The following is a 26,256-nucleotide window of genomic DNA, read 5'->3' on the forward strand; positions in this document are numbered from 1 at the left end:
CGCAGCCACATTCCAGCCTATCTGTGGGATTTATACCGTACATTCAGTCCACGCAGCCACATTCCAGCCTATCTGTGGGATTTATACCGTACATTCCGCCCACGCAGTCACATTCCAGCCTATCTACGGGATTTATACCACCGTTGTGTCCCACTCCCACACCAATCCCCATATTTTTACTGGCTCAATATCCAACACTTTTCCTGTGCAGTAAAAAGCCTGGGATGGTATATTGTAGATTGGCTAAATTTTCGGCACATTTTAAGATGAACTCAAACATCATAGAACTAGATTTGTTGAGACCACTCTATACAGAAATAATGAAGGTGAATCTATTGAATAAGCTTTTATTTCATAATATCCCACTGGGAGCTACTGGTGAGCGGATCCCGCAAGCGGCAGTGGCCTCAGCGCAGACAAGCCAAGAGCTGGTGAAGCGGGAGGATGAGGACTCCGCTTTTTTTCGCAGGCTGGAAGAAGGCGGCATCCTGCTCAACCGTCCGCAGATTTCCGCGGTACGGCATCATAAAGGGCCGCTTCTAACACTGGCCGGCGCAGGCTCCGGCAAAACCTCGGTTCTGATCTGCCGAACCGGTTATTTGTTGTCCGTGCGCGGTGTCTCGCCAAGTCAGCTGCTATTGCTGACTTTTTCGAGTAAAGCTGCGGCTGAAATGCGCGAACGGATCGCCCTTTTACCGGGAGTAGGCCCAGCGGACGTCGCGCGGCTGCAGGCCCGCACGTTTCATTCCTTTTTCTTATTTTTCTTGCGCAGACAAGGATTGCAGCAAGAGATTTTCAGTGAGACGCGGCGCCAGCACATCCTGTTGAAACAAATCATGCGTGAGCTAGGGCTACCTAAAGATGCCTATCCACCGGAAACGCTACTCTCCCTGCTCTCTTCCTGCAAGATGAACATGGGTACCGTAGAAGGCTTGCCTGAAGGAACCACCGCTGAAAAAGAAATGAAATCCATTCTGGAAATCTACGAACAATGGAAACTAGACAATTTTAAAATCGACTTCGACGATGTCCTCTTAATCGCCTATCGGATGCTAAAGGAGCGTCCTACGCTTTTACAGGAATTGCAGATGAGATATCTATACGTGATGGTGGATGAGTTTCAGGATACCAATGCCCTGCAGTACGAGTTAGTCAAAATGATTGCTCACCCGCAGCATAATCTGATGGTGGTTGGCGACGATGACCAGACGATTTATTCCTTCAACGGGGCACGCAGTGAATTCATTCTGGAATTCGAGAAGCTGTACCCGGGAGCAAGGGTTATTACACTTGATATTAATTACCGTTCTGGTCCAGCTATAGTCGGACTCGGCAACGGTATTATCCGGCACAATACGCGCCGGCGTTCCAAAACCCTGCAAGCTGCCAAAGGCAGCGGGAGTCAGCCCCGGTATATGCGTCCCCAGACAGCAGACGAGGAAGCCGAGCAGATGGTTGAGCATATTTTAAACGAGGTTTCGAGCGGCAAAAGAGAATATAGCGACTTCGCCATGTTATATAGAGCGTCCAGCAGCAACCGGGCCGTTCTGGAATTACTTCTTTTACGCGATATTCCCTATATTGATTATGGAGAAGGGCAATTACTGTACGAACACTGGCTAATTTCCCCGGTCGTGGATCATATGCGTCTCTCCGTGAATCGGCGGAATTTTGCGGCTATGGAGAACATCCTGCCTACTCTTTATATGAACCGTGAAAAAGGTATGAATCACATCCGGCAGATGGAAGCCAGACAACCAAAGCAAGGCCCACTAATCCATCTGTTGTCCATGCCCGGCATGGAGGATTTCAAGGGCACTAAGCTTAGAGAGCGGCTGGATCTAATTCGCAATATGCGCGAGTTAACCCCAGTCCAAGCGATTCGCCAGGTCCGCACGCAATTCTATGATTATTTCATCGAAGCGAATGAGCGGCATCAAGCAACCTTGCATCGCGAAACGTTAAAAGAAATGCTAGATGAACTAGAATCGTCTGCAGAGCGATTTGATAGTATTCCTGCCTTTCTGGATTTCATAGATAATGTTACGGAACGTAATGAACATAATCGTCAGCCAAGCACCAAAGAACAAGGGAATCGGATCGCGCTTATGACCATTCACAAATCCAAAGGATTAGAGTTTCCTGTGGTCTTTTTGATTGGAGCCTCTGAAGGAATTCTCCCGCATAGCTCCGCCCTGGAGGGCGACCGGCTCAAGGACCGCAAGCTGGCCGCTGCAAATAGTGGGAGTTCAAGCTTGGCTGCCCTGGAAGAGGAGCGAAGACTGGCTTACGTAGCTGTTACTAGAGCCCGGGAAGAGCTATTTATCAGTTCACCTGCGAGGCATCGGGGCAAAAAAGCAGAGGTCTCCCGCTTCATGTTATCAGCCTTCCGCTCTGCCGTTTCTTCCACAGCAACGACTACGGTGAGCAGAACAGTGACAACAAGATCCTTACCTACCAGCCGGACAACTGCGACAAGAACCCATGTCGTTGCGGTATGGAATTGTACCAGCAGTACCTGTCCTGGCTGGACACGCATGAAAGCGGGCGGAGCTGAGGATCATTTAACCTCAAAGCCCTGCCCGTTATGTAGTTCCCCTATGGCAAAGGACCAACGAGAAGTTCCTGTATGATTCAACGCAAAAAAAGCAAGTTTCCTCTTCCCTGGAAACTTGCCTTTTTTATAAAAATATATGTTTAAGCTGGAGTTACTACCGCTTCTTCTTCCTCTTCTTCATGCACGGTCTTGATCTGGATCATTACGGTTGACGGTTCGGTCAACACTTCAATACCGTCCTTGAAGATCAGATCAGAGACGAGCAACTGGTCGCCAATATCCAGTCCGCTGATATCGACTTCCATGGAGGTAGGCAGATCCTCAGGCATACAACGAACTTCCACTTCATAGATTTCTACCTGAAGTGTGCCGCCTGCTTTAATCCCTACGGCTTCACCTGCAAAATGAATAGTCACCTTGCTGTCCATGCTCTTTTTCATATTTACATGTTGAAAATCAATATGCAGAATTTTGCCGGACAGGGTATCCTTCTGAATGTTCTGAACCACGACCGGAACCTCTAGCTCTTCCGACACCTTACCTTGCAGAATTGCGCGCGGATTCTTTTTGAGAATGTCCAGAAGTTCTTTTTCATTCACTTCCAACGTCAGAGTCTCTTTACCAATACCATATAATACAGCCGGAATACGTCCTTGCTTACGCGCCTGATTGATGTTGGACTTGGTGTCAGTCTTACGTGTGTTGAATTGAATAAACTTATTCATTGGGTTTCCCGCTCTCTTTGACCATAAATTCTTGTCACGCTAAGTGTAACATGACCATATAATCTAGTCAAACCAACTGGAAGAACGCTAGGATTCATATTCGTCAAATGGGTCTGCGATTTCAATCTGATATGCTTCTGCGTCACTCACCCCTACAGACAATACCGCCCGGCCTCCTCCAAGACGTTTCAAGCCACCACTGAAGATGACATCCTCCAGTTCTTTGCGCTTGCCCGGGCCCGCCGGAAAATCACTGCGGACTGCAATTATTTTGACCGGAGTTGCTTTATAAGTCTCAGGATTCAGCGAAAAAGCCATGGCATAATAGTGTTTGTTTCCGGCACTATCGAAGCAAGCAATGTGGCCCAATACGCCCACCATTCCACCCCGCAGCAGATGAGCTTCATTGGCTCCCCCCCACTCTTCGGGCACGAATTGATCCTGTAAAACCTCGGCATCAATGAAGGTCTGCTCATTTAGTTCGTCCAGCGAAGGAATCACTGTGAACCCAATCTGCCCCCGCCCACCCCGTTCGCCCTGCGGCCGGGTAAATACGCCTACACTGCCATTATCAAGCTCGATAAGCCGGATATCCTTCATCGTGCCGGGACCTGAAGAAAAGTGGGTCAAAGAATCGATGTGATATCCCCGGTAGAACTGGGTCACCCAGGAGACAATCCGGTGCGGATCATCCGCTGCCGTAATCACTTCCACCCCGCCCACAATAAGTTCCCCCCTGATCCGGGTCCAGCACGGGTCCTGTAAATTGTACGTATGCGTATGCGCACGAGGTCTCCAAACCCCATCATGGCATGTAAAAAAGAAGACTTGAGAGAACTCACTGTCCCGTTCCTCAACTCTTCCCATTAGTACCTCTTCCCCGTTATACATAAACGGGGCGGTTATATTATAGACATCCCGGTGCCCAACACCCGTGAACGTCATTTTATTTACAGTGGTTGTACCGCGTCCGGCATGATATGTATCCAGAAGCTGCTTACAGGTGGCTGTCCGTGCCGGGTTCCTTGTCATCGCCGTCCTCCTCGTAATCATTTGAACGATCGATCACCCAATCGTTGTCTTCCGCATCCATGGCAATCAGCTCGCCGGGCTGGACATTAAAGTATACACATAATTTTAGCAACAGATCCCTTGGATACTGCACCATCTCATTCTTATACATTCGGCGTACCGAATCAAAATGGTAATTGATCTCTTTAGCAAGCTTGCGGATCGATAATTTCGGATCATGCCTCTCCATGACCTCACTCAGTTTACTGCGTATGACTGGCATTCCTACACCTCCTCCAATAATATATCCGCACTAACCCCAAGGCGTCAATCGAATTGACAAGATAAAACGGTCATGTTACAGTGGGATTAGGAAATAATTTGCAACATTTCTAATTTCAGAAAACCAAATACCTTTCCCTATTCAGAAAATAGAGTCTTCTTTATTTTCTTTTTTTGTATCCAGACCAATCGCAAGACCATTAGGGAGGCTCTTTGAATGAAAAATACAGTCCGTAATCACAACATCGTGTTCCTGGGAACCAGTCTGCCGCGAGAGTGCGGTATCGCCACGTTCACACAGGATCTGCTAGATGAACTTATCCACCTTCCCGGCTTCAACCCGCCCCGGATTATTGCCATAAACAACAATGAAACCTACGCTTACGATCAGCAGGTAATACGGCAGATCGACCAGCATAATTACGCAGATTATATAGATACGGCCGATTTCCTCAACAATTCCGATACCGATTTGTTGGTCATCCAACATGAATTTGGCATCTACGGCGGAGAAAGCGGTGAATACCTGCTGCCCTTTGTCGAACGTTTGAACATTCCGTATGTTGTTGTTTTTCACACAGTGTTGACCAAGCCCTCCCCTAAGCAGCATCAGATCATCCGATGTCTGGCCGAGCGTAGCGTGCAGGTCGTGACGATGGCGGAATCAACCCTTACCGATTTATCTACTATTTATGAGATCCCAGTTTCCAAAATCACATTCATCCATCACGGCGTCCCTCAAGTTAGCACAGCCTCACGCACCAGCCTTAAAGCACAATACGGTTATCCAGACCGCAAAATCCTCTCCACCTTCGGCTTCCTCAGTCCCGGCAAAGGGATTGAATACAGCATCGAAGCCATGCGCGGCGTGGTCAAGCGCCATCCCGAAGCACTTTACATTGTTTGGGGCAAGACCCATCCGGTCGTCAAGCTGGAATCCGGGGAAGTTTACCGCCAGAAACTGACGGACCTCGTAGAAATGTTTGACCTGCAGGACAATGTCCAATTCGTCGATAAGTTGCTGACCCAAGAAGAAGTAATAGAGTCCTTGGTCATGTCAGATATCTATGTGACTCCTTATCTGGGTAAGGATCAGGCCGTCAGCGGCACCCTGGCCTACGGAGTCGGTTATGGCCGGGTTATCGTGTCTACCCCTTACCGCTACGCCCAGGAAATGCTGGCAGAAGGCCGCGGTCTACTGGCTGATTTTCATGATTCTGCTTCCTTGGAAGCCTGCATTTTGCGCTTGCTGAACAGCCCTGCTCTGGTGCAAACGATGGAAGACCGCACGTTGAAGCTCGGGCTCACTATGCGCTGGAACGAAATCGCCAAAATCTATGCCGCCTTGTTCCACAGCCATATCCAGAGCTCGGCGTCAGCTGATCGGAGCGTGATTTAATGGAAACCTCCACCACAGTACAGTCTAAACCAGGCTATATGCGCAGAATCACGGACGATACAGGAATCTTTCAGCATACCAAGTTTGGGGTTCCGGACCGTTCCAAGGGCTACACTACCGATGATAACGCCCGCGCTCTGATTGCTGCGGTCTTAATGTACGAGAATTCCCGGGATGCCGTGGCACTCGATCTCATTCATACGTATATCTCTTTTATCTATCATTCCCAGACAGCGGACGGCAATTTTCGCAATTTCATGGATTATAACCGCTCCTTTATAGAGGATAAAGGTTCTGAAGATTGCCAGGGACGTACCTTGTGGGCACTCGGGTTCACCTTGTCGCATGCTGCTTCCCTGCCCGATAACCTGATGAATACCTGCCGGTATTTGATCAATCAGGCACTGCCGCATCTGGAAGCCTTGGGCTCACCTCGGGCCGGAGCCTATGCCATCATCGGCCTAAGTTATCTTACCGAAGCACCGGGCTCATTAGGTTATGCTTTTCCATACCCGCATACTGAAAACACGACCGAAGAAGCCGCCTTTCTGCCAAGGGCAACCATTGAGAGTCTGATCGAAAATATTGCGGTTCGGCTGCATAATCAATATACCCGCTATAAGGGGCACGGCTGGAATTGGTTCGAGGACAGCATCACTTATGGCAATTCCATGCTGCCCTGGGCTCTGCTTCGGGCCTTCCTGATCTCCGGGAATAAAGACCTGCGGGAGACCGCCAAGGAAAGCCTGGATTTCCTAGCTTCCACCACCTTCTCCAGCAAAGGTTACTATAAACCGATCGGCAGCCATGGCTGGCTGCTGCGTGATGGGCTGGCTGCACCCTATGATGAACAGCCCATTGAAGCCTGCGAGATGCTGCTGGCCTGCCGGGAAGCAGCTGTTGTTCTTGAGGACCCCGCCTATCTTACGCAAGCAGAATTATGCTACAACTGGTATCTAGGGCATAATTCCTTGGGAATCCCTCTGATCGATCCGCAGACTGGTGCTTGTTATGACGGCATCCATGCCGCGGGGCTCAACCTGAACCAAGGCTCGGAGAGCATTATATCCTTCACAATTGCCCGGTTGGTGATGCATCATGAATAAATATGCTACGATCCTAGCCGGCGGGGGCGGAACACGGTTTTGGCCCCTGTCCAGACAAGAAATCCCAAAGCAGCTGCTGAATATTAGTGGCAACGACATTATGCTAAACGATACGATTGAACGCTTCAAAGGGATTATTCCTCAGGAGAATACAGTTATCGTTACTAATCGTACCCAAGCAGTATTGTTGGAGAGTATTATGCACAGCAGCGTTCTCAAAGCTAATATTCTAATTGAACCTGTGGCGCGAAATACAGCCGCTAGCATTCTTTTTGCAGCATTATCTATAGAGAAATCTCATGGCAATTCCTTAATGGTCGTCCTGCCTTCCGATCACTATATAACGGATGAGGAACAATTCCGTCTTACACTAGACGAAGCCTGTACTGTTGCCATGGAGTCAGACAAAATAGTAACCATCGGAATCAAGCCTACTTTCCCATCTACTGGCTACGGCTATATTGCCTTTGATAAGACGCCGATTGCGACAAGCCCAGTGGCTGTATATGATGTAGATGAATTTGTAGAGAAACCAAACTTTCAGAATGCACAGAGTTATCTGGCATCCGGTAATTATCTATGGAATAGTGGGATTTTTATTTGGCAGACCTCTGTCATTATTGATAATTTCAAACGTTATCTACCTCGACTCTACAAAACCATGCTGCCCATCAGTGATTGTTTGGGTACAGATCAGGAAGAGGAAGTTATTAATGCCATCTATCCAACGCTTCAGAATATTTCGATTGATTACGGCATTTTAGAACGCTCTGATGAAGTTGTCGTGCTTTCCGGGCAGTTTGGCTGGAATGATATTGGCAGCTGGGATGCACTGGGTTCAATCTTCCCTCCGGATGATGCAGGCAACATTATAAAAGCAAATCATGTGGGGATAGATACCCATAATTCAATCATCTATGGAAATGGCAGACTGATCACGACCATTGGTGTAGACGGGTTCATCATTGCGGATACTGGGGATGCACTATTAATCTGTCCCAAGGATAAAGCGCAGTCAGTCAAAGATATCGTGGAGCTTCTAAAGGAACAGGGAATGACCGAATATATCTAACTAACAAAGAATGTAAAAAGACGGGCCATTGCAGTACATGCATGGTCCGTTTTTTATCTCATTATATAAGTTGAACAGTTTATAAATTTTTTTAAACGCCAAACCTAGGTCCAAGCCCACAAGAACCCGTCTCGATCCCAAGCAATTCTCCCGCCATGGAGTTTCCGGAAAGCTTTCTTCACTTCTTTGGAGAGTGAGGCATTGCCGTTCTCATTCACAAATACAAATTGTTCTCCAAAATTCTCTTTCACATATTCAATCGCCGCCGTCTGATGCAAGGTACCCGTAAAACGAATCTCCTTCACCATCCATTCTGCTACTTCTTGTGCGGTTATTTCCATATGGATGCGCCTCCTCTCTGTGCTTACTGCTAAAATGTGCCCTCATTATAACATGAATACAGCCCAACCGGACAAACGTCCGAATTGGGCTGTATTGAAGTCATTTTACATCATTGTGGATAGATATGGTTCGACGGATAACGGGACTTCTGTCCTCCACTCACCATCAACAGAATCCCAGTAATTAAGTGCAAGAACCAGCCCACAAAAGGAATCCATGCCAATAAAGAAGTTATAATTCCTAGCACTGAACCGTAGATAGACTCACGGTCTCTTGAAGATAAAATCAATGTAATCACATGTAGAATAAACATCAACCCCAGAACGGAATACCCCGTGCCAATAACAATAGCAGCACCCAGAATTGGAATTGCCAAAATAATTTCACAGGAACCCGTAATCCATTTCATAGCTTTAGAAGCGCTCAATAGACAACCTCCTAATTGGGTAAAATATATGATTTTTCTAGTGCTAATTATTTTATTTCATACCAACGGCAAAGGTTCTTCCACTTTGTCATGAGATTGCTTCTGCACAAGTGGAGGCAAGCCCTCCTTACTCATTGCTGCCGAAGGGGCCAGCCCCAAACAGCGGCACATTAAAGGAGCCATTCGCAGCTGTGGCAGCATTTCTTCCTCTTTTTCTGAAGATAATACATCTACCCCAAACGTATATAATGGCACATTTCGCTCGGAAGGGGTTATCCCGCCGTGGTACCCATTTGCGTTCATTCCGTGATCTGCCGTAATCATAATCTTATAGCCCTGTTCCATCCAAATAGGCAAAACAGTGGCCAGCAGACCGTCGGCATTACGCACTGAAAGCTCATATTCTTTACTCTCGCCGCCATAACGATGCCCGGCGTCATCTATATTCATGGAGTGAATGTATAGGAAATGCGGATCATAGGCACTCCGTAAATACACCGCGTCGGCAAACACATGACTGTCGGGATAGTGATCCTCGAAATAAAAGCTGCCATGCTGAATGGGCTTCATCACATTGTGCTGATGGCGATCAGCCAGCGGATCAAAAGGGGCCGAATTATAAAGCTCACTGACCCAATGATAGGCGACAGCAGCTGTGCGCAAATTAGCGGCCACTGCCAGATGGAATACGCTCTCTTCATGGCTTGGTCTCACAATATGGTTAGCCGTAATTCCATTTTTGGTCACAGGTGTCCCCGTCAAGAGTACTTCATAAAGCGGGCGTGACAGACTGGGCAATTCCGACTTCACTCGGTGACATGATATTTTCCCCTGCTCCACCAGATGCTCCATATACCCCATATATTCACGTGCGGCCTCATATCTAAGTCCGTCCAACACTACCACAATAAGTTTATTGTTCATTTCAGTCATCTTATTACGCTCCCTCTCGTTCCAGATGCAGCAGCTCAGAAGGGTTCAGAGCCAAGGTGACGTTAGCCCCTTCCACCAGCCTCAGCCAGCGTCCGTCATTTAAAAGATCAACCGTTAAGCAAATGTCTTCTACCTCTACCGTACACCTAATAATATTGCCCAACACGGAGACAGATTTAATGATGCCATCCACCAGTTGCACTCCGGCAGCAACCTCGTGAAGTCCCGCACCCTCATGCAGCAGCGTAACCGCCTCAGGCCGAATAGCAAAGCGGTCCTGCGTGCTATCTATCCCCCGGAACAACGTCATCACTTCTGATCGGGTCAATACATTGTAACTGCCCATAAACCGGGCAACGAACTCTGTTCGTGGTGCGGAGTACAACCCCTCAGGTGTGCCATCCTGCACAATCCGGCCACCGTTCATAATACAGATGCGGTCAGAAAGAATCAGCGCTTCCTCCTGATCATGTGTCACGAATAGTGTCGTCATGTTAAACCTTTTTTGGATATCACGAATTTCTGCACGTAAATTCTTGCGTATCTTAGCATCTAGTGCGCTTAAGGGTTCATCCAGCAGCAATACTTTGGGCTGCACCGCTAGAGAACGAGCCAGCGCTACCCGCTGCTGCTGTCCACCGGAGAGGGACTGCGGATATACATCCCGTTTATCTTCCAGATCGACCAATGCCAGCAATTCCGCGCAGCGATGATGGCGGGCTGATTTCGATAATCCCCGCATTTTCATTCCATACTCGATATTTTGGCTCACCGTCAGATTGGGGAACAAGGCATAAGACTGAAACACCATTCCTACCTCGCGCTTACGGGGCGGCAAACTTCCCAGATCTTTATTTTCCAAAAGAATTCTGCCGCCATCCAGCTCTGAAAGACCGGCTATGCAGCGTAGCAATGTGCTTTTTCCACAACCGGAGGGGCCTAGCAGTGTTACAAGTTCACCTTCACGGATCTCCAAATCAACATTGTCTAACACACAGGTATTCCCAAACATTTTGCATACACCCTGCAGCTTTAGATAATCATTCATCCCTTAACGCCCCCTCCCATCTTTTTACCGAGCTTCATGAGTACCATCGAAAGAATTAGAATAAACAGAAAATAAGAGATCGCAATCGCGCTGGCTAAATGTCCACTTTCACCAACCCTTTGATATAGATATACCTGAATCGTCTGAATATGTCCGCCAACTAACATGTTCGTAAGGACAAATTCGCCGAATAGAACTGAAAATGATAACAGTGTAGAGACGATAACCCCAGGCCATATATTAGGCAAAATCACATTCACGAAGGCCGTTCTTCGGCGGGCACCAAGCAGCTCCGCAGCATGCAGCAGTTCAACGGCATTAACCGTTAACAGACTATTGCGAATGCCCTGATACATATAGGGAAGGATGACCACAAAATATGCCCCCACTAATAAATACGCTGTTCCAGCGATATCAAAAGGACCAGAGGAATAGGTACGAATAAGACCTACCGCAGCCACAACACCAGGCACCGCATAAGGCAAAACAACAATACCTTTCATAAAGCTCTCCCAACGCGGAAAATAGAGGGTGATGACAAAAACAGCTGGCAGCATCACGGCTAGACTCAGCACCACGCTGATCAGGCATAAATAAAGCGAGGTCCAAAGCGCCTCCAGAAAGCGAATATCCTCAAACATTTCCCCAAACCAATTCAGCGTCCAAGCTCGGGGCAGCAAGGTATTCTGCCAATCTTGTGCAAAAGCATAAATACCCGTTGCCAAAAGAGGAAGCAGCAAATACACCATGAGCAGCAGCATGAAGGTGCGTGGAGCAAAGCCTGCTTTACGTATATTCATTGCCCTGCCTCCTCACGAGCTGTCCATAAACGCCGGGAAGCTTTGATTTTCACATCCGGTTTACTGAGTGCTTTCGTTCCGAACCTCTCCGCACGCCGCACCATTAAATGGTTCAGATAAACCGCCAAAATCGTAGTCAGACCAAGCAGAACAGCAAGCGTACTCCCCATTTGTGGCTGTGTAACCACATCTCCGGCAACCAGTGAACCGATACGTACCGCCAACAGATTGTAATTTCCGCCAACCAATGCGTAAGCCGTGGCATAAGCCCCCATTGCATTAGCAAAAAGAATTCCAAGTGTGCCGAAGATCGCTGGAGTTAGAATAGGCAGGCCTATCGTTTTCCAGAACTGCCAAGGCCCAGCCCCCAGTAAGGACGCTGCCTCTCTCCACTGCTCACGAATTCCGTAAAAGGACGGGTACAAAAGCAGTAAGGCTAACGGAACCTGAAAGTATACATACACCAGTATTAGACCTGACCAGCTATATAGATCAAAATCGGCAAAAACACTCCAGCCCCACTGTTTAAATAAGAGTGTAAACACCCCATTATTTCCGAGCAAAATGATATAAGCAAAAGCCAGCGGAACACCTGCGAAGTTAGAGGTCATATTCGACAGCATCAGAAGTCTATCGCGTACTCTCGGGGTAAACCGGGTAATGCAATAAGCACAAAAAAGCCCGACAATGATCCCTATCAGACTTGAGATTATGGAGATTAGCAGACTGTTCTTAATCGCCTGCATGTAATAGGCACTTTGCAACGCATGCAGATAATTGCCTAACGTAAATCCCGTTCCGTCCGCTGTGCGAAAGCTTCCCGTCAGCATGGATAGTATAGGTACCAGTTGAAAGGCTAACACCATTAGTGCAAATGGAATAAGTGCCAGGATCACACCGCGGCTTCTTTGTTTCATCTTACTCGCTCCTTGTCGCGGGAATAGAACAAAGGCGCCTTACGGCATCATGACGAAGGCGCCCTGCTTCTTTTTTGGGGAGAAATGAATACTAATTCAAATGTACAAGCACACGTTCCTGCCACAATTGAGGAATGGTTTTTGCCGTCTCTTCCCATACCTTGTAATCACCAACAGGCTTAGCGTTAACATATTCTTCTTTTGGCAGCAGCTTAGCTGCAACATCATCCGGCAACGTTACACTGTCACGGATCGGACGAGCGTAACCTTTGGCAAGATTAATCTGTCCTTCATCGCTAAGAATGTATTGGCGGGTAAGCTTCGCCGCATTAGGATGCGGCGCATATTTGTTGATGATCGTGGCATACCCGCTCACGACACTGCCTTCCTTCGGAATGGCTACCGCGAAGCCATCTTTGTTGATCTGGTCTCTATAGTTCAAAGCGTTGAAATCCCACAGCAGGGTAACTTCTACTTCCCCTTTTTCGATGTTGGCAAGGGAAGCTTCTGCATTGGAGAGACGTCCTTTTTTAGCTAAATCCTCGAAAAAAGCAATCCCCGGTTCAATGTTCGACTCGTCGCCACCAAAGGCCATCGCTGCGGCCAATACAGCCATCTGTGCTTGAGCAGCCTTGGTTACATCACCAACGATGATTTTGTAGTTACCGTTCTTCAGATCTTCCCAGCTCTTCGGTGGATTCGCCACGAGCTTAGTGTTAGTCAGAAAAGAAATGGTGCCTTGATAGCCGACGATCCAATTCCCGTCCTTATCCTTAGCCCAATCGGGGATTTCATCCCAGTAGGATGTTTTATAAGGCTGGGTTACCCCTTTATCCACAGCAACCGATCCAAACGCAATCCCCACATCTCCGATGTCGGCCGTTGGTTTGTCTTTTTCCGCATCAAACTTGGCAATTTCCTCCGCGCTCGACATATCGGTATCCGAATGTGTAAGACCATACTTACTGTTCATATCACTCCATGTATCTTTCCAGTTCGCCCAGGAATCCGGCATTCCTACACTGATGATACTGCCCTCTTCTTTAGCTTTACTCTCGATCTCAGTCAGACTTAATTCTTTGGTGCCAGCCTTTCCATTCGTTGTTTCTTCAGCCTTGGCCGAATTTCCACAAGCAGCAAGCAACAGGACGAGCAAGGATAACATTAGACCCATCGATAATTGATTGTTGATCCCTTTTTTCATGATTTCCCCTTCACTCCTATTTCTTATTTGCGGGCTCTTTATGCTCCAACTGTTAGGCACCCAATTGCAGTATAGGCGTGTACTATTTTCGCGGCATTAAGGAGAATAGGAATATTTGTAAATAAAAAGAAACGACCTGTCGTCTTTTTTAGATGACCGCCGTTTCCCTTAGAAATGTTTTTATGAAAATAATTACATTAATTACACTAAAATAGAACTTTACTGATGTATAGTAGTATTTATTCATAATAAGAAATGACCCTCAGAGGAGCTTGAAAAATGCTGTTTACAAAAATTCAGATGGTAACAGGTTTATTTCTATGTACTTTGCTTATCTCAGCTTGCAACAATGCAGCTACTCCTCCTAAAAATAACACGCCAGATACAAGTAATAAAATCATTCAAATAAACAGTGATCTTTACACCCTCCCATTACGTGATCAGAATACAGAACAATACAACTACGCTGTCAAAACCTCTGCCGGTATCGTATGGTTGCCAGCCCCAAAAATGAACATTGCCCCTGGAACAGAAGCAAATCCATTTTATTTTCCAACAGAGCCATTCACTTTCTATTTAAGTTCTCCTAATGAAAAATCACTAGCTGTAGAAAAGTCCAAGAAGCTATTGACGTTACCTTTAAATGATGGCGATGCTGTTCTGGTGGTTAGCGGCGTTTTTGGATTAGATGATTATATCCTCTATCATACCTTTTCCATTTTCACTGATGGAGCTCAGCCGATACGAGAACAAGCTTGGGTGATGAAAGTAGACGATCCAACATCTAATAAAGAAATTGCTCAATTCCATTCATCTGGAGGTAAATTTTATAGTTATGCAGTTGATGAAAAAGAAAAACTTTATCTATCGGTTTCCATACTTCCTGGAAATGCAGATGGTAGCTATAGTTACGAAGTTTATATTTATAATCTTCTGACTGGCAACAAAGAAAAAATAAATGATTATTCTCTTAATCCCTCATCACTGGATTCCATCCAATTTAATTACAATGACAAAAAATATTCGTATAAACTTCAGTCCAAGTAAAAAACTGCCCGACATTTCCAGGCAGTTTTACATGTATGAATATAACTACCGCCTACGCGCTGCCACACTGACAACACCGTATCTGTAAAGCACCTTCTTACCGAACCAGCCAAAAAGCCGATCCGTAAAGAAGCCCATAAAGCCAAGGCAGAATAACCCGACAAAGATCCAATCCGTACGGAAAAACAACCGGGAATTCCAGATCAGATAACCTACACCTTCGTTCGAAGCAATCATTTCCGCGCCGATAATCGCCATATATGAGGTGCCCATCGCTAACCGGATACCCGTAAAAATATAAGGGATCGTCGCCGGAACGACCACATGAATCAGAATTTGCCACTCACTGGCGCCCATACTGCGGGCTGAGCGGATTTTGTCCTCTTCCACGGACATCACACCGGTTAAAGTATTCAGCACCACGATAAAAAAGGTAGCGTACATAATTAACGCAATCTTCGACTGCTCCCCAATACCAAACCATACTAGGAACAAAGTAATGAATGCAATCGGCGGGATAAAACGGATAAAGTTCAGGAAAGGCTCCGCAAAAATACGGATCAAGTTCACCTTCCCAATGATTAGTCCTACGGGAATCGCCAGTAAACTGCCGAGTACCCAACCAATGAGCACCCGGTAAAAGCTAATTCCGATATATTGCAGCAAGGTTCCGTCTTCCAGCAGCTCCCGTCCGCCTTTAAGTGTACTCCATGGTCCGGGGATCACATCGGGGCCATAGATTACAGCTCCAAGCTGCCAGACGCAGAGCGCGGTAATCCATAGAAGGGTTACGGAAACCCACTTCTTCTCCACCCATTTCCTCATCTGTCTCACCCTATCCTATTCTTCGAAATGACCTTGAATTTGATTGTATAACGAGTAGAATTCCGGTGAGGTTACGTCCCGCGGATACGGAAGTGTATTGTCATAAATATCCGTAATATTAGAGGACGGTCCTACTGACATAATACCAATTCGTTCTCCCAGCAATAACGCCTCCTGAATATCATGAGTTACAAAAATCACCGTCTTATGTGTCTGGCGCCAAATATTGACCAATTCCTTCTGCATCGTTCGGCGCGTCATCGCATCCAGTGCACCAAATGGCTCATCCATCAGCAGAATCGCTGGATCATTCGCCAGCACCCGAGCCAGCTGAACACGCTGCTTCATACCCCCAGACAGCTCCTTCGGGAACTTCTCCTCATGCCCGTTCAGCCCAACAAGCCCGATGAACCTATCCGATATTGTATGCCGTTCCACCTTTGCGATTTTCTTCATCCGCAATCCGAACTCCACATTCTGACGAACGGTTAACCAAGGGAATAAGGAGGAATCAGCCTGCTGGAACACAACCGCCCGATCTCTGCCGGGCTTATTCACCTCTACATTATCCACCCGTAGATGCCCACCGGATTTGGAGACAAAGCCGGCGATCATATTCAGCAGTGTTGATTTCCCGCAACCACTCGGCCCGAGCAGAACGAAGAATTCGCCACCTTTAATTACGAGATCTACATCTTTTATAATGTAGTGAACGTCCCCAGCAGTCGGTTCACTGTAGCTTTTACGGAGCTGCTCAATATGAATGGTATGCTGCTTAGCAGATAATGACATGCTGAACTCCCCCTATTTCTTGTACGTAACCTCTTCTGGCAATGCCTTCGCCAGCGGCTCGAGATTCAGTTTGCTATCCAGATCAAAATCCTTCTCAATGATTCCGTTGTCGACCATATATTTCTTTTGCTTGGTCAAACTGTCATACGCTGCTTGAGTAAATCCTAGTGCCCACGGATTATTCGGCAGATCTTTTATCGTTGATTCCTTAGGCTGCTTCACTTCCTTATACATCAGATCAGCAACCTCATCTGGGTGAGCCTGAGCATAGGCTCCGGCTTCATTCACCGCTGCTAGGAAATTCGCTATACCTTGCGGATTCTTAGTCGCAAAATCATTTCCCGTTACAATCCCCATCCCCAATCGAACCGTGGTTTTAGACATATCTGTCAGTTCATGAACACCTTTAAGCGCGTAGAGCTTATCATTCAGAACCGAACCATAAAACCATGCTCCATCCACAGCACCTTGCTTCAAAGCGATATAAGCTTCATCAAAGGCACCCTGTCCTATCAACTCCACATCACTGAGAGCAGCATTATGCTCTTTCAAATATTCATCCCAAAGGTACGGAATGAAAGTACCGCGTATGAAACTCAGCTTCTTCCCCTTCAAGTCTTCAGCCTTCTGAATATCGTCCTGTACGAACAATTTCCATTCAGTGGACGCTTCATCAGTCGCTAATCCCGCCGAGGCGATAATAGCATAATCGCCCTTCGCCACTGCGTTCAGCAAGGGGAAGTCTGCCCCAAAAGCCACATCCACCTGTTTAATAAAAAGGGCATTTACACCTTCCGCAGGGGAACCAAAGTTGACCAGTTCAGCGTCAATCCCGTGTTTGGCAAAGATGCCTTTATCTAGTGCCACCCGAAAAGTGGGATTCGTATTGATGTCAGCAATTTTTATCTTTAATGTCTCTGCTTTGCTGTTCGCCGCTCCCTCTTTAGCGGCATTAGAGGCAGCCGCGTCGCCCTTGGAGCTGCAGCCCGATAAAAGGATAACCACTGATAAAGATAAGAGCAGAAAGCTTGAGCTGATCCATGATTTTTTCAACCGACACATCTCCTCAAATTTGTTAATTTACCTTGCGGCTGCTGCCTTCATCCGTCGTCGCCACACAAGCAGCTCCTTCAACAAATGGCAGGGTTGTCGCCACACTTACCACAGAATCCGATCCTTTAGGTGCAGACCCCGGGACTCTGAACTGCGTTACGTCTATTGGCTCAATCGCTTGTTCAACTGGCGTTTCCAGCTGTGGTACCCATGCATAAGGCACACGGTAGGAACGATAGACCATGTTGGTATTTCTGGAGTCCGTAAATGGCGAAATATATTCCCATACCAGTTCATGTTCTGGCGTAACCTCAAAGAGTCTGCCGTTAGAACCTTCTGTAATTAAGGTGTTGCCATTCGGAAGCCGTTGAGCTGAGCTGATATATGGACTGTAGAATTTATAAGAATCGGTTGGGACAGAGAAACCTGCTTCTGCCGCTGTATATTGCCACTCAATCTCAAGGGTTACGGGATTAATCTCCAGAATTCGTGAGTGGTCGCGGAGTGCATTTTTTTGCCCAAAAGGAGAAGATGGATTTGGAAGACCATAACCGCCCCAGCCCCCGTTATCGAATACAAGTAAGTTGCCTTCTCCCGGCAAACCTTTCGGAATGATGTGCGCATGATGCTGGCCAATGATCCAGTCGATATGCTTCACTTCTGGCAGCGAGTAATCCGGACCGATTCTCCAAACGATGGCTCCGGTACGCTTATCCGTGATCGCAATAATATTTGCTTCACGCGCATCCCAGATCACGTTATCCGGATGGAAACGCTCATCCCCTGCATCGTAAAACTTATTGGGTCCTACATAAGAAGCCGAATTGATATGCAGCCAGTCTCCAACACCACCACCTAGATTTCCGAAAGAGCGTGAGTTAGGATCACGAAATAGTACATTTTTGGCCGCTTCATCAAAGCCTAGCTCATCAAAATGTTCATTTGGAGCCCACTCCCAGACGATATTCCCCTCCCAGTCCACCTCAAGGATCGTGTCATCAAGCAATTGTTTGTCGGAGATTTGAGGATTGTAGATGTTTTTATGAGCAAGAATTAGCGTTTTTCCACTGTCTACCTTGGGTTCAAGCCCCGGTGCAAAATATCCGACCGGATTGCCTTCGCGCTGATAGTCATGATGTTGGCGGGCATACCAGAGGGGTTCATAACCCGGATCTTCTATATGTTCATAGCTGTTATATTTCCACACGATGTTCCCATCCCAGTCCACCTGTACCAGATCTACATTATCCTGTATTCCGAATTTAGGATCTCTTCTTCCTGTGCTGCCCAGCACATAACCACCCGGGAAGATTTTAGCCGGAAATCCAAGCAGCCCCTTCCACAAATGCACCTCTTTACCGTTCATATCAATCAGTACAACACCTTCTTCACCAGCTTGAAATACGGTATAGCCACTCCAGGCTTTGTTAGGGTTATATACGGTTGCTCCAGTTGGATAAATGGTTGAATGTCCCATCGTTCATCTCTCCTACGTTCAATTTTTAGTAGCTAAGATAATTACTTTTTTTGGTGGTTGTTCGTGGCTTCTGTTCAAGGGTTGGAGAGGTCTCTGCATTCTCCTTGGCGAGCTTCAGCAGGATATCCGAGAATCCTTCCAAATTGCTAATGATCCGCTGATAAAAGTCATTTTGCTGCGCCAATTCCTCCTCCGTAAACCCCTCAAACAAAAGCGAAATACATCGTTCTCCGATGTTGCTGTTCTGCTCCGCCAGCTTGCGGCCTTTATCCGTAATATCCAGCATTACCGTTCTACGGTCGCCTTCTTTACGTCTGCGCACGGTATATCCACCCGCCTCAAGCTTATCGCTCAATGCGGTAATCGCACCTGAGGTGAAGTCTAGTTCATCCGCTAAGTCTCCTAGCCTTTGTTCACCATCACGAATGATTTTGTGCAGAATCAGCATGCCTGGTAAGGAGATGCCTGCTACGGCGACCTTATCCCGCTCTTTCACGAATCTGCGAACCGCCTTGCGAAATGCCCAATCTGTCTCCTCCAGCTGTCTCCAATATTGTTCGCTCATGGCTTACTTACCTCTGCTTTCTCCCAATCAGCCCATAAAAAAAGACTCCCAGCACCTACCCCTGACAAGGGAAAAGTACGGGAGCCTTTGGTGGTCCAATCAGCTCAGTTGAATTATTTCACTGTTCATTTAATTACTGTTTAAGTATTGGTGATATCATATACCCCTTTATTCCTACCTGTCAAGTAAGTATTTTATATATTCAAAAAAAGAACACCCTCAAAGGTGCCCTCCAACTTGGAAGCTTATAGACCACTTTCCAGTACAAGCGCATGGCTGTCTTCATCATAAACCTGCATAAAAGATGATACGGCCGGTAAATAACGCTCTAACTGGTAAATATATTTTACCCGACTCCTGAAGTGGCAGATTGGAGATATTTAATTTCACTTGCACTCCTTGCAATCTACCTTTTATTTTGAAAGATTCTGAAAATTAAAAATTAATTCAAAAATATTATATATGAAAAATCATATGAATAGTGGAAATTCCCTTTTTACATAGAAGAAAAAGGAGACTACACGCAAAAAAGACAAAAAGCAGGCCAGAGTCACCTCTGCCTGCCTTTGCCAACCTATCTTATAATTTGATTATTCCATATAACAGTTTTGCGATTTCAGCGCGGGTTATTTTACCACGAGGGTCAAAGTTATTGTTGCCCTTGCCGTCAAGGATTCCCTTAGCCTGTAAATCAATGACTGCTTGCTTCGCCCACTCAGATACGCTATTCATATCCTTGAAGCTTGCAGCAGCAGCAACGGAAGCTTGCAATCCAGCTTTATACTGCATCAGTTTCTGCAGGACAACTGCCGCCTCCTCACGAGTAATCGCATCTTTAGGTCGGAACTTGTCATCACTGCCTTGGATCAATCCAAGCTGGACAGCTTTGTCTATCGATTGTGCATAATAAGCATCTTTAGATACATCTGCAAAAGCACTCTGTACGATTGCCCCACTTGCTTCATCCAATCCGAGAGAACGAACGGCCAGTGTAACAAAGTCTGCACGGGTTACATTCGCCTGTGGTCCATAATGCGTATCGTCGATCCCTTTAATCACATGCTTAGCCGTCAGCTTGGAAATATACGACTCTGCCCAGTGACCAGCAGTATCCCTAAATTGCTTATGGTATTCCAGTACCGCAAAGGAGGAAAAGTGATTTGTTGTGAAGGTAACGGTATTATCCTTAAACACTCCACCCAAATATTCCAACGTGCTGCCATTTACATAATAGACACCCGCAAAATCTGTATCAAGCTTAGCAAGCTGTTCCTTAGTCAGCGTCAAGGTAATCGTAACAGCACCTTTAAGCTGGTGGATAGCCGTTTCTTTGCCTCCTGCAGATGTACTGAGGTTCAGCGTAACGTTAGCTCTGAATGGACTCATTCCAGCGTCATTGGCCTGTACAGATATCATACTCGTATCAATGCTTAGTAGCAGCATATCACTGCCTGCCGGAATGGCTGGTAAGGAGCTTGTTGGTACGCTCAAGGTAACGTTAGATGAAACAATATTCAAATTCAACTTCTTATCGACAGCCTGTTGAACAGCGGCTGCATCAAGAGCAATTCTAATCTGATCTTGAGCCGGGGTTGCTCCGCCTGCGCTAATCTTTAGGCTTCCCCCTGTAGCAGCTTCCTCTATCAGTTTCTTCAAGGCTGACGGATCAGCTGTATACGTCCCATTACTTCCTAATGCCAGTTCAATGTTTCCCTTTCCCGCTCCAGGTGTGGCTGTAGGCGTTGGAGTCACTGTTGGCACTGGTGAAACTACCGGAGGTGCCGTTGTCACCTCTGGTGCTGGTGTCGGCGTCACTTCTGGCGATGGCGATACCTCTGGTGTCGGTGTTGGTGTTGGTGTCACCTCTGGTGTCGGCATCACATCCTCTTTTCCAGTGTAAAAGCCCCAGATATCTGAAAGCACACTACCGGAGTGATCATCCTCAACCTTTGTATACCATTGGTAGTAGCTATCCGGATTCAGCTTACTCCAAGTGACCTGAGTCTCCGCGCCACTCTCTACTTGTGGATTGGCCGCAATTTCCTGATCGCTGTAAACCTTGACTCCGATATAGTCGGTAGCCACACGTTTAGTCACAGGCTGTAAATCCAGATCCAGAACGAACTCATCTTTGCCTGGATATTCGTCTTCATCATAGTAGTTATAATCATCCAAATAAGGCGAATAAGTCTTCACGCGAAGTTTGTTATTAGCAACATCGAACTGAAGCAGTCGGATATAGCCGAGACCCCCTTCTTCAGCGCCTTGATAATCTGCCAGCATTTGATAGACACTGCGGTCTGGAATACCGTCACCGTTATCATCCAGCTCGTCTACTTTAAGCTCAGCATCATGATAATGGCCGGACAGTGCTGCGATTACGTTTTTATTAGGTTTCACAACCATCTCAAAAATCTTTTCCGCAATAGGTGCCCGGTTATTAGAAACCAGCAAGTATTCATGGAGACAAAGAATCGCTTTACGCTCTGGATAACGGGCAACGATCTCATTCATCCATTCGATTTCTTCCTCAGCCAATCCCCAGCCCATGTATACAATAACAAAATCATTTCCGTTCGCAGACACTAAATCGTAATGGCCCCTGTTGTTGTCATAAGAGCCACCGAAGGTCGGCATATTCTTGAATCTCCACTCTCCAAAATACTCCCAGAATTTCGTGTAATCCCCGGTTTGATGGCCTACGTCATGATTACCCGCAAGAACACCATAAGGAATGTTAGCTTCCTCCAGAACCTTCATGTCCCGGTCAGCTTCCTTCCACTCATACTCCTGATAGGATTTATCCACGATATCTCCTGTATGAATAACATACTTCAGGTTCAAGCTCTCTTTGTTGTCAGCTATCCATTCTACATTTTTACGGTAAATGTAAGGGTAGCTCTGTGAATAATATTGTGTATCAGACATCCATACAAAAGAAAAGTCATACGTATCTTGTGTTACTGTTGGTGCTGTCTTAGCCACCGAAGCAATTTCGTCCTGAACCATTACTGCAATGCTATTTCCATTAGCATATTCTCCAGCTGTAACCGTGGATTTCAGCTCAAAATCCTCTGTTCCAGCGATTAAATGATCCAGCTGTACCCATTTTTGTTGAGTTGGACTCCATGCGTAGAGACTTACTTTACGTCCCGGCAACGAATTCCCTTTCCATTCAATATCTACACGATCTGACGCCTTAACCGACTCATCCAGCTTAATTTCATAACGCTGATAAGGGAATTGATCGACAGCATCATTAATTAAATATTGTCCGTCCACCGCACTTATTTTACTGTAGTCATCACTGCTAAGCGCTTGTTCGCCCGCAGGTACGGATTGTTTCGGCGGCTCTGTATCGGATGCATTTATAAACCCAGCAAAGCCTTGCTCCGGATGGTTAGCATCGTACTTAAATCCTCTAAAGAAGGTAACGTTTATCTTATCCTGATTAGGATCTTCAACCTTAACCTTTAAAGTCGGATTAGTACCTACAGCGGTCTCCCAGTTTGTAGGAGAAATAAGCAGTGGCGCAAATGGATTCTCATTCGGTACATGGAATGTAATGACCTTTTCTGCCTGATTGCCAATCCTATCTAAGGCTGTGATAGAAAGCGTATGATCCCCAGCCGACAACTTCCCGGATGAAGTAGCATAGGGCAGTTCAATAACATTACCATCCAGCTTCACGCTGACCTTATCTACACCCGCATAAGTATCCTTAACTTCAGCAGCAATTTCAAAATTGCCACGGTAAGTTTGTCCTTCTTCTATGGATGCTTTGATGGATGGTGGCGTGTTGTCGACAATTACGTTTGATGATACTTTCGTTCCACCTTCGGTAAGCGTTACTTTATGTTCTCCGTCAGTTGCTTCCTTAGTATTCCAGTTGTACGCCTTTGAACGGAACAAATCCGCTTTTAGATCAAACTGGAAGCCGAGGGATTCATGCTTACCTGCGCTGTCCCCCATCTTGATTTCCTTATCACGTTCTGCATAAGCCGGGTCCCAAATTTCGGTACCATCTGCCAGCAGGAGACGAACATTTTTTACTTCAAAATCATCCTTATTCTCCTCAGGACGAGGATCAAATGGAGACGATTTAGAGCCCGCCCGAATGTAAATCACATTATCCGTACCCTTTTTTAAAGCGGCAGAAGAAATAGGAAAAGTCAATGCAGTATACGTAGTAATCGGGTCCATAAAGGTATACAGAATACTGGCATCTCCTAGTTCTTCCGGTCCCATCGTGATCGCATTTTTAAAATAATAGTCCACATTTTTAGCTTCAAATACAAAGTAGGCATCATTCTCCAGTGCATTATATGCCTCGTTATTGCCCAGTAACTTACTGTCAATGCTCAAGCCTAAGACATCAGCCTTAGCGGTGGCAGAGGTTCCCTTTACGGTCACGGAGCCATTGATCAACTGCCCTTCCTTCACATTCAAACGAAGGGGTGATTGATCCTGTCCTCCTGTAACTTTTACTTTCATTACTGGAGATTGTGTTTCATTCGTTCCATCAGAAACAACAAAGTAATACTGGATCTCATTTCTGCCAATCAAATCCGCAGAGGTCAAATTAAAGTGATACAAGCTGTCGTTGAAGTCTTGGGATAGATTGTGGCTAACAGCTTCCGGCTGCTTGTCCGAAGACACTCTAACTTCCACAGAAGTAACAGCTTTATTGTCATCAGCAAAAGCCTTCAAATCGAGACCCAGCGACTGATCAATCTCCGTTACGCCGGTCAGATCTTCTACTGTTGGTTTCTCTGTATCCGGCTCCACATGGATCGGTGTGTTTGGAAGTTGTGTTACATCCGTCTGGCCTGGTGACGGAACGGCTGACCCCGTACTGATCTTGAGCATTTTGCTCAGCCCATTCACAGGATACTTATATAGAAGGGCTTTATTCTCTTTGGTGTCATCACCTTTAGCTCCACCATCGTAGGTGAGGTCAGCATCATAATACGCAGAGGAAATCTCCTTCTCCGTATTGCTCTTGATTACGACTGCCCGGCGGCCAGAGTTCGCCATACCATCGCTTTTGATCAAAAAGAGATTGGTGCCTTCAATTAAGTTTGTGTTGAATTCTGTATTGAAATCATTAGCAGTGTAAGTACTATTGGCACTATTAATAACCCAGAACACCACGGACTGCTGTGCAGGAATCAGAAAGTTCTCTGGCGTCGAAGGCCACTTCACATCGGAAGCGTTACCTTTATCAGGATAACGATAATAAACCTTGTAGTCCTTGAAATTAACAGGTGCATCAGTATTGTTATAGATCTCAATGAATTCAAAAGCGTCGCTGCTCGTTCCTTTTACATTCGTCGAATTCGGCAGCAGCTCTGTGATTAACAACGGCGGCACATTATTCGGATCGAACGCCGGCAGGTTCACATGAACAGAATAACTCTCTGTCACATTATTAACGCGGATGCTGTAATGCAGCTCCGGCTCTTCCAGCGCAGCTGCAGGAATCATTGCCGCATATTCATCCCCACCTTTTGAAGTCATGGTGATTACCGTATCTTTCGCCTGAGAAGGAGAGCCATACTGTAGCTTCACTACAGGCAGTGATCCATCTGCCCCGCTTTCCAGATTAGTAATCTTCGCACTGATAGGGAGATCGGCTGGATCGACACTACTCTGTGCAATATGTTCAATCACTGGCTGCTTGTTCCCAGGAACTAGCTCAGGCACTTGTTCTGCCTCTACGGTTCCAGGCGTAGCCACAACCGTTCCCGAATTCACCATGAGGTTCATAACGGAGCTATCTGCTTGCAAGTATTGATAGAAGATCCCGTTATTCTCCTTCACCTGTTCTTTTCCATAGGAAGCAGAAACAATTAGCGTATCTCCTGCTTTGCTTTTAATTTGTAAATTACGCGCAGAAGTGTTAGCCATCCCCCCGCCACCGTTGATCCGGAACAGATTCACTCCTTCCTGCAAAGCTGCAGAAGGATTAAAGTTTTTGATGAAATCCTCCGTAGGAACATTCAGATTATTGCCGTTCATAATCCAGAAAACAATATTTCCATGCGCCGGTATTACAGCATCACCATTAGGTGCCCATGTATCTTTGTCATTATAAAAGAAATAATAATCCTTAAAATTAACCGGCTTGTCCGTATTATTGTAGACCTCAACAAACTCGTAACCATCTACAGAGGTTCCATCTGTCCCTTTTACATTTTTAGTATCCGGAACAACTTCTGTAATCAGTAGCGCTCCTGGATTATTAGGTACCGCGTACACATCTGCCATTACAGTCGGTTGACTTAAAAGCGTGTTGAGCTCAACCTGTTCATCAAAATGCGCCTCTAATTCGGAAGATGTCTGCTCTGTCTCCAGCTGCTGCTCTTCGGCATACCCTGCTGGAGCCATTATTCCCAACATCAGACTGCTGGCAATTATGCTGGAAAATAAACGTTTAGCTTTTGCTGTTATTCTCAAAACTCCGAACACTCCCCATTTGTTTGATTGTGATTCAATGCATAAATATGCAATGAAGCTCATCTGGAAAGTATACCTGCGGTGTATTATCGCTATATCATAGCCGTGTTAAATCTTTAGGTTATTTTTAATATTGCTTAAGCTTCAGTTCAGCTTCGCGGGTTACAATATAACTAGTTAGAACCCATTTTAAACGATACTTTAGACGGATGCTT

Annotated in this window: 21 protein-coding genes; 5 read left to right on the forward strand and 16 right to left on the reverse strand. The window is 46.3% G+C overall.

Annotated elements, in window-relative coordinates; all coding sequences use genetic code 11:
• The first annotated feature begins 335 nt into the window (after window positions 1–335).
• Window positions 336–2,633: a UvrD-helicase domain-containing protein gene (locus MHH63_RS22595; RefSeq protein ID WP_076278950.1), complete on the forward strand. Its 2,298-nt coding sequence runs from the start codon at window positions 336–338 to the stop codon at window positions 2,631–2,633.
• A 64-nt stretch (window positions 2,634–2,697) separates the two neighbouring features.
• Here MHH63_RS22595 and MHH63_RS22600 read toward each other — a convergent pair whose 3' ends face one another.
• The 3 genes from MHH63_RS22600 to MHH63_RS22610 all read right to left on the reverse strand — a co-directional run bounded on the left by MHH63_RS22600 (window position 2,698) and on the right by MHH63_RS22610 (window position 4,576).
• Window positions 2,698–3,282: a 50S ribosomal protein L25 gene (locus MHH63_RS22600; RefSeq protein WP_076101172.1), complete on the reverse strand. Its 585-nt coding sequence runs from the start codon at window positions 3,280–3,282 to the stop codon at window positions 2,698–2,700.
• Between the two features lie 87 nt (window positions 3,283–3,369).
• On the reverse strand, window positions 3,370–4,314 hold the full coding sequence (locus MHH63_RS22605) for a DUF1861 family protein (RefSeq protein WP_076186146.1): 945 nt from the start codon (window positions 4,312–4,314) through the stop codon (window positions 3,370–3,372).
• Entirely contained in the window at window positions 4,280–4,576 is a 297-nt protein-coding gene (locus tag MHH63_RS22610) for a helix-turn-helix domain-containing protein (RefSeq protein WP_051491502.1), read from the reverse strand. Before MHH63_RS22610 ends, MHH63_RS22605 begins: the two co-directional genes overlap by 35 nt.
• 216 nt (window positions 4,577–4,792) lie before the next feature.
• Between MHH63_RS22610 and MHH63_RS22615 the strand changes: the two genes are divergently transcribed.
• Genes MHH63_RS22615 through MHH63_RS22625 form a run of 3 tightly spaced genes read left to right on the forward strand, consistent with a single transcriptional unit; the run spans window position 4,793 to window position 8,152 of the window.
• Complete coding sequence (locus tag MHH63_RS22615; RefSeq protein WP_036687342.1) at window positions 4,793–5,974, forward strand: glycosyltransferase family 4 protein; 1,182 nt, start codon at window positions 4,793–4,795, stop codon at window positions 5,972–5,974.
• Window positions 5,974–7,080: a glycosyltransferase gene (locus tag MHH63_RS22620; RefSeq protein ID WP_341172133.1), complete on the forward strand. Its 1,107-nt coding sequence runs from the start codon at window positions 5,974–5,976 to the stop codon at window positions 7,078–7,080. Before MHH63_RS22615 ends, MHH63_RS22620 begins: the two co-directional genes overlap by 1 nt.
• Complete coding sequence (locus MHH63_RS22625; RefSeq protein WP_036687341.1) at window positions 7,073–8,152, forward strand: mannose-1-phosphate guanylyltransferase; 1,080 nt, start codon at window positions 7,073–7,075, stop codon at window positions 8,150–8,152. Before MHH63_RS22620 ends, MHH63_RS22625 begins: the two co-directional genes overlap by 8 nt.
• A gap of 104 nt (window positions 8,153–8,256) precedes the next feature.
• On the opposite strand, the gene MHH63_RS22630 is transcribed toward MHH63_RS22625, so the two are convergent.
• From MHH63_RS22630 to MHH63_RS22660, 7 genes are all read right to left on the reverse strand, one after another.
• Window positions 8,257–8,493: a DUF6953 family protein gene (locus MHH63_RS22630; protein WP_036687339.1), complete on the reverse strand. Its 237-nt coding sequence runs from the start codon at window positions 8,491–8,493 to the stop codon at window positions 8,257–8,259.
• Window positions 8,494–8,603: 110 nt separating this feature from the next.
• Entirely contained in the window at window positions 8,604–8,921 is a 318-nt protein-coding gene (locus tag MHH63_RS22635; protein WP_036687337.1) for a hypothetical protein, read from the reverse strand.
• 57 nt (window positions 8,922–8,978) lie between these two features.
• A complete protein-coding gene (locus MHH63_RS22640; protein WP_280753345.1) occupies window positions 8,979–9,854 on the reverse strand; it encodes an alkaline phosphatase family protein in 876 nt (291 codons plus the stop codon).
• Window positions 9,855–9,858: 4 nt separating this feature from the next.
• A complete protein-coding gene (locus tag MHH63_RS22645; protein ID WP_076307967.1) occupies window positions 9,859–10,902 on the reverse strand; it encodes an ABC transporter ATP-binding protein in 1,044 nt (347 codons plus the stop codon).
• Entirely contained in the window at window positions 10,899–11,702 is an 804-nt protein-coding gene (locus MHH63_RS22650) for an ABC transporter permease (RefSeq protein ID WP_076186152.1), read from the reverse strand. The genes MHH63_RS22645 and MHH63_RS22650 overlap by 4 nt, the downstream gene beginning before the upstream one ends.
• Window positions 11,699–12,619 (reverse strand): ABC transporter permease, encoded by a 921-nt coding sequence (locus MHH63_RS22655; RefSeq protein ID WP_248549155.1) that lies wholly within the window; start codon window positions 12,617–12,619, stop codon window positions 11,699–11,701. The genes MHH63_RS22650 and MHH63_RS22655 overlap by 4 nt, the downstream gene beginning before the upstream one ends.
• A 91-nt stretch (window positions 12,620–12,710) precedes the next feature.
• Window positions 12,711–13,823, reverse strand: a complete 1,113-nt coding sequence (locus tag MHH63_RS22660) for an ABC transporter substrate-binding protein (RefSeq protein ID WP_339824156.1) — start codon at window positions 13,821–13,823, stop codon at window positions 12,711–12,713.
• Window positions 13,824–14,102: 279 nt separating this feature from the next.
• Here MHH63_RS22660 and MHH63_RS22665 point away from each other — a divergent pair, with 279 nt between their 5' ends.
• Window positions 14,103–14,870, forward strand: a complete 768-nt coding sequence (locus MHH63_RS22665) for a hypothetical protein (protein WP_076127037.1) — start codon at window positions 14,103–14,105, stop codon at window positions 14,868–14,870.
• A 45-nt stretch (window positions 14,871–14,915) separates the two neighbouring features.
• Here the strand turns inward: MHH63_RS22665 and MHH63_RS22670 are convergent, their stop codons facing one another.
• From MHH63_RS22670 to MHH63_RS22695, 6 genes are all read right to left on the reverse strand, one after another.
• Window positions 14,916–15,695, reverse strand: a complete 780-nt coding sequence (locus tag MHH63_RS22670) for an ABC transporter permease (RefSeq protein ID WP_036687327.1) — start codon at window positions 15,693–15,695, stop codon at window positions 14,916–14,918.
• Between the two features lie 15 nt (window positions 15,696–15,710).
• The gene (locus MHH63_RS22675; protein WP_076186160.1) at window positions 15,711–16,487 is read right to left on the reverse strand and encodes an ABC transporter ATP-binding protein; all 777 of its coding nucleotides are present in this window, start codon (window positions 16,485–16,487) and stop codon (window positions 15,711–15,713) included.
• A 12-nt stretch (window positions 16,488–16,499) separates the two neighbouring features.
• Entirely contained in the window at window positions 16,500–17,540 is a 1,041-nt protein-coding gene (locus MHH63_RS22680; RefSeq protein ID WP_076192516.1) for an ABC transporter substrate-binding protein, read from the reverse strand.
• A gap of 22 nt (window positions 17,541–17,562) precedes the next feature.
• Entirely contained in the window at window positions 17,563–19,017 is a 1,455-nt protein-coding gene (locus tag MHH63_RS22685) for an aryl-sulfate sulfotransferase (protein ID WP_076186164.1), read from the reverse strand.
• A gap of 25 nt (window positions 19,018–19,042) precedes the next feature.
• Window positions 19,043–19,582: a MarR family winged helix-turn-helix transcriptional regulator gene (locus MHH63_RS22690; protein ID WP_036687318.1), complete on the reverse strand. Its 540-nt coding sequence runs from the start codon at window positions 19,580–19,582 to the stop codon at window positions 19,043–19,045.
• Window positions 19,583–20,161: 579 nt separating this feature from the next.
• Window positions 20,162–26,041, reverse strand: coding sequence for an S-layer homology domain-containing protein (locus MHH63_RS22695; protein WP_341172134.1), 5,880 nt, complete (start codon window positions 26,039–26,041; stop codon window positions 20,162–20,164).
• Window positions 26,042–26,256 lie beyond the last annotated feature (215 nt).

This window comes from Paenibacillus sp. FSL H3-0310, from assembly GCF_038002785.1.
Taxonomy (GTDB): Bacteria; Bacillota; Bacilli; order Paenibacillales; family Paenibacillaceae; genus Paenibacillus_AQ; species Paenibacillus_AQ odorifer.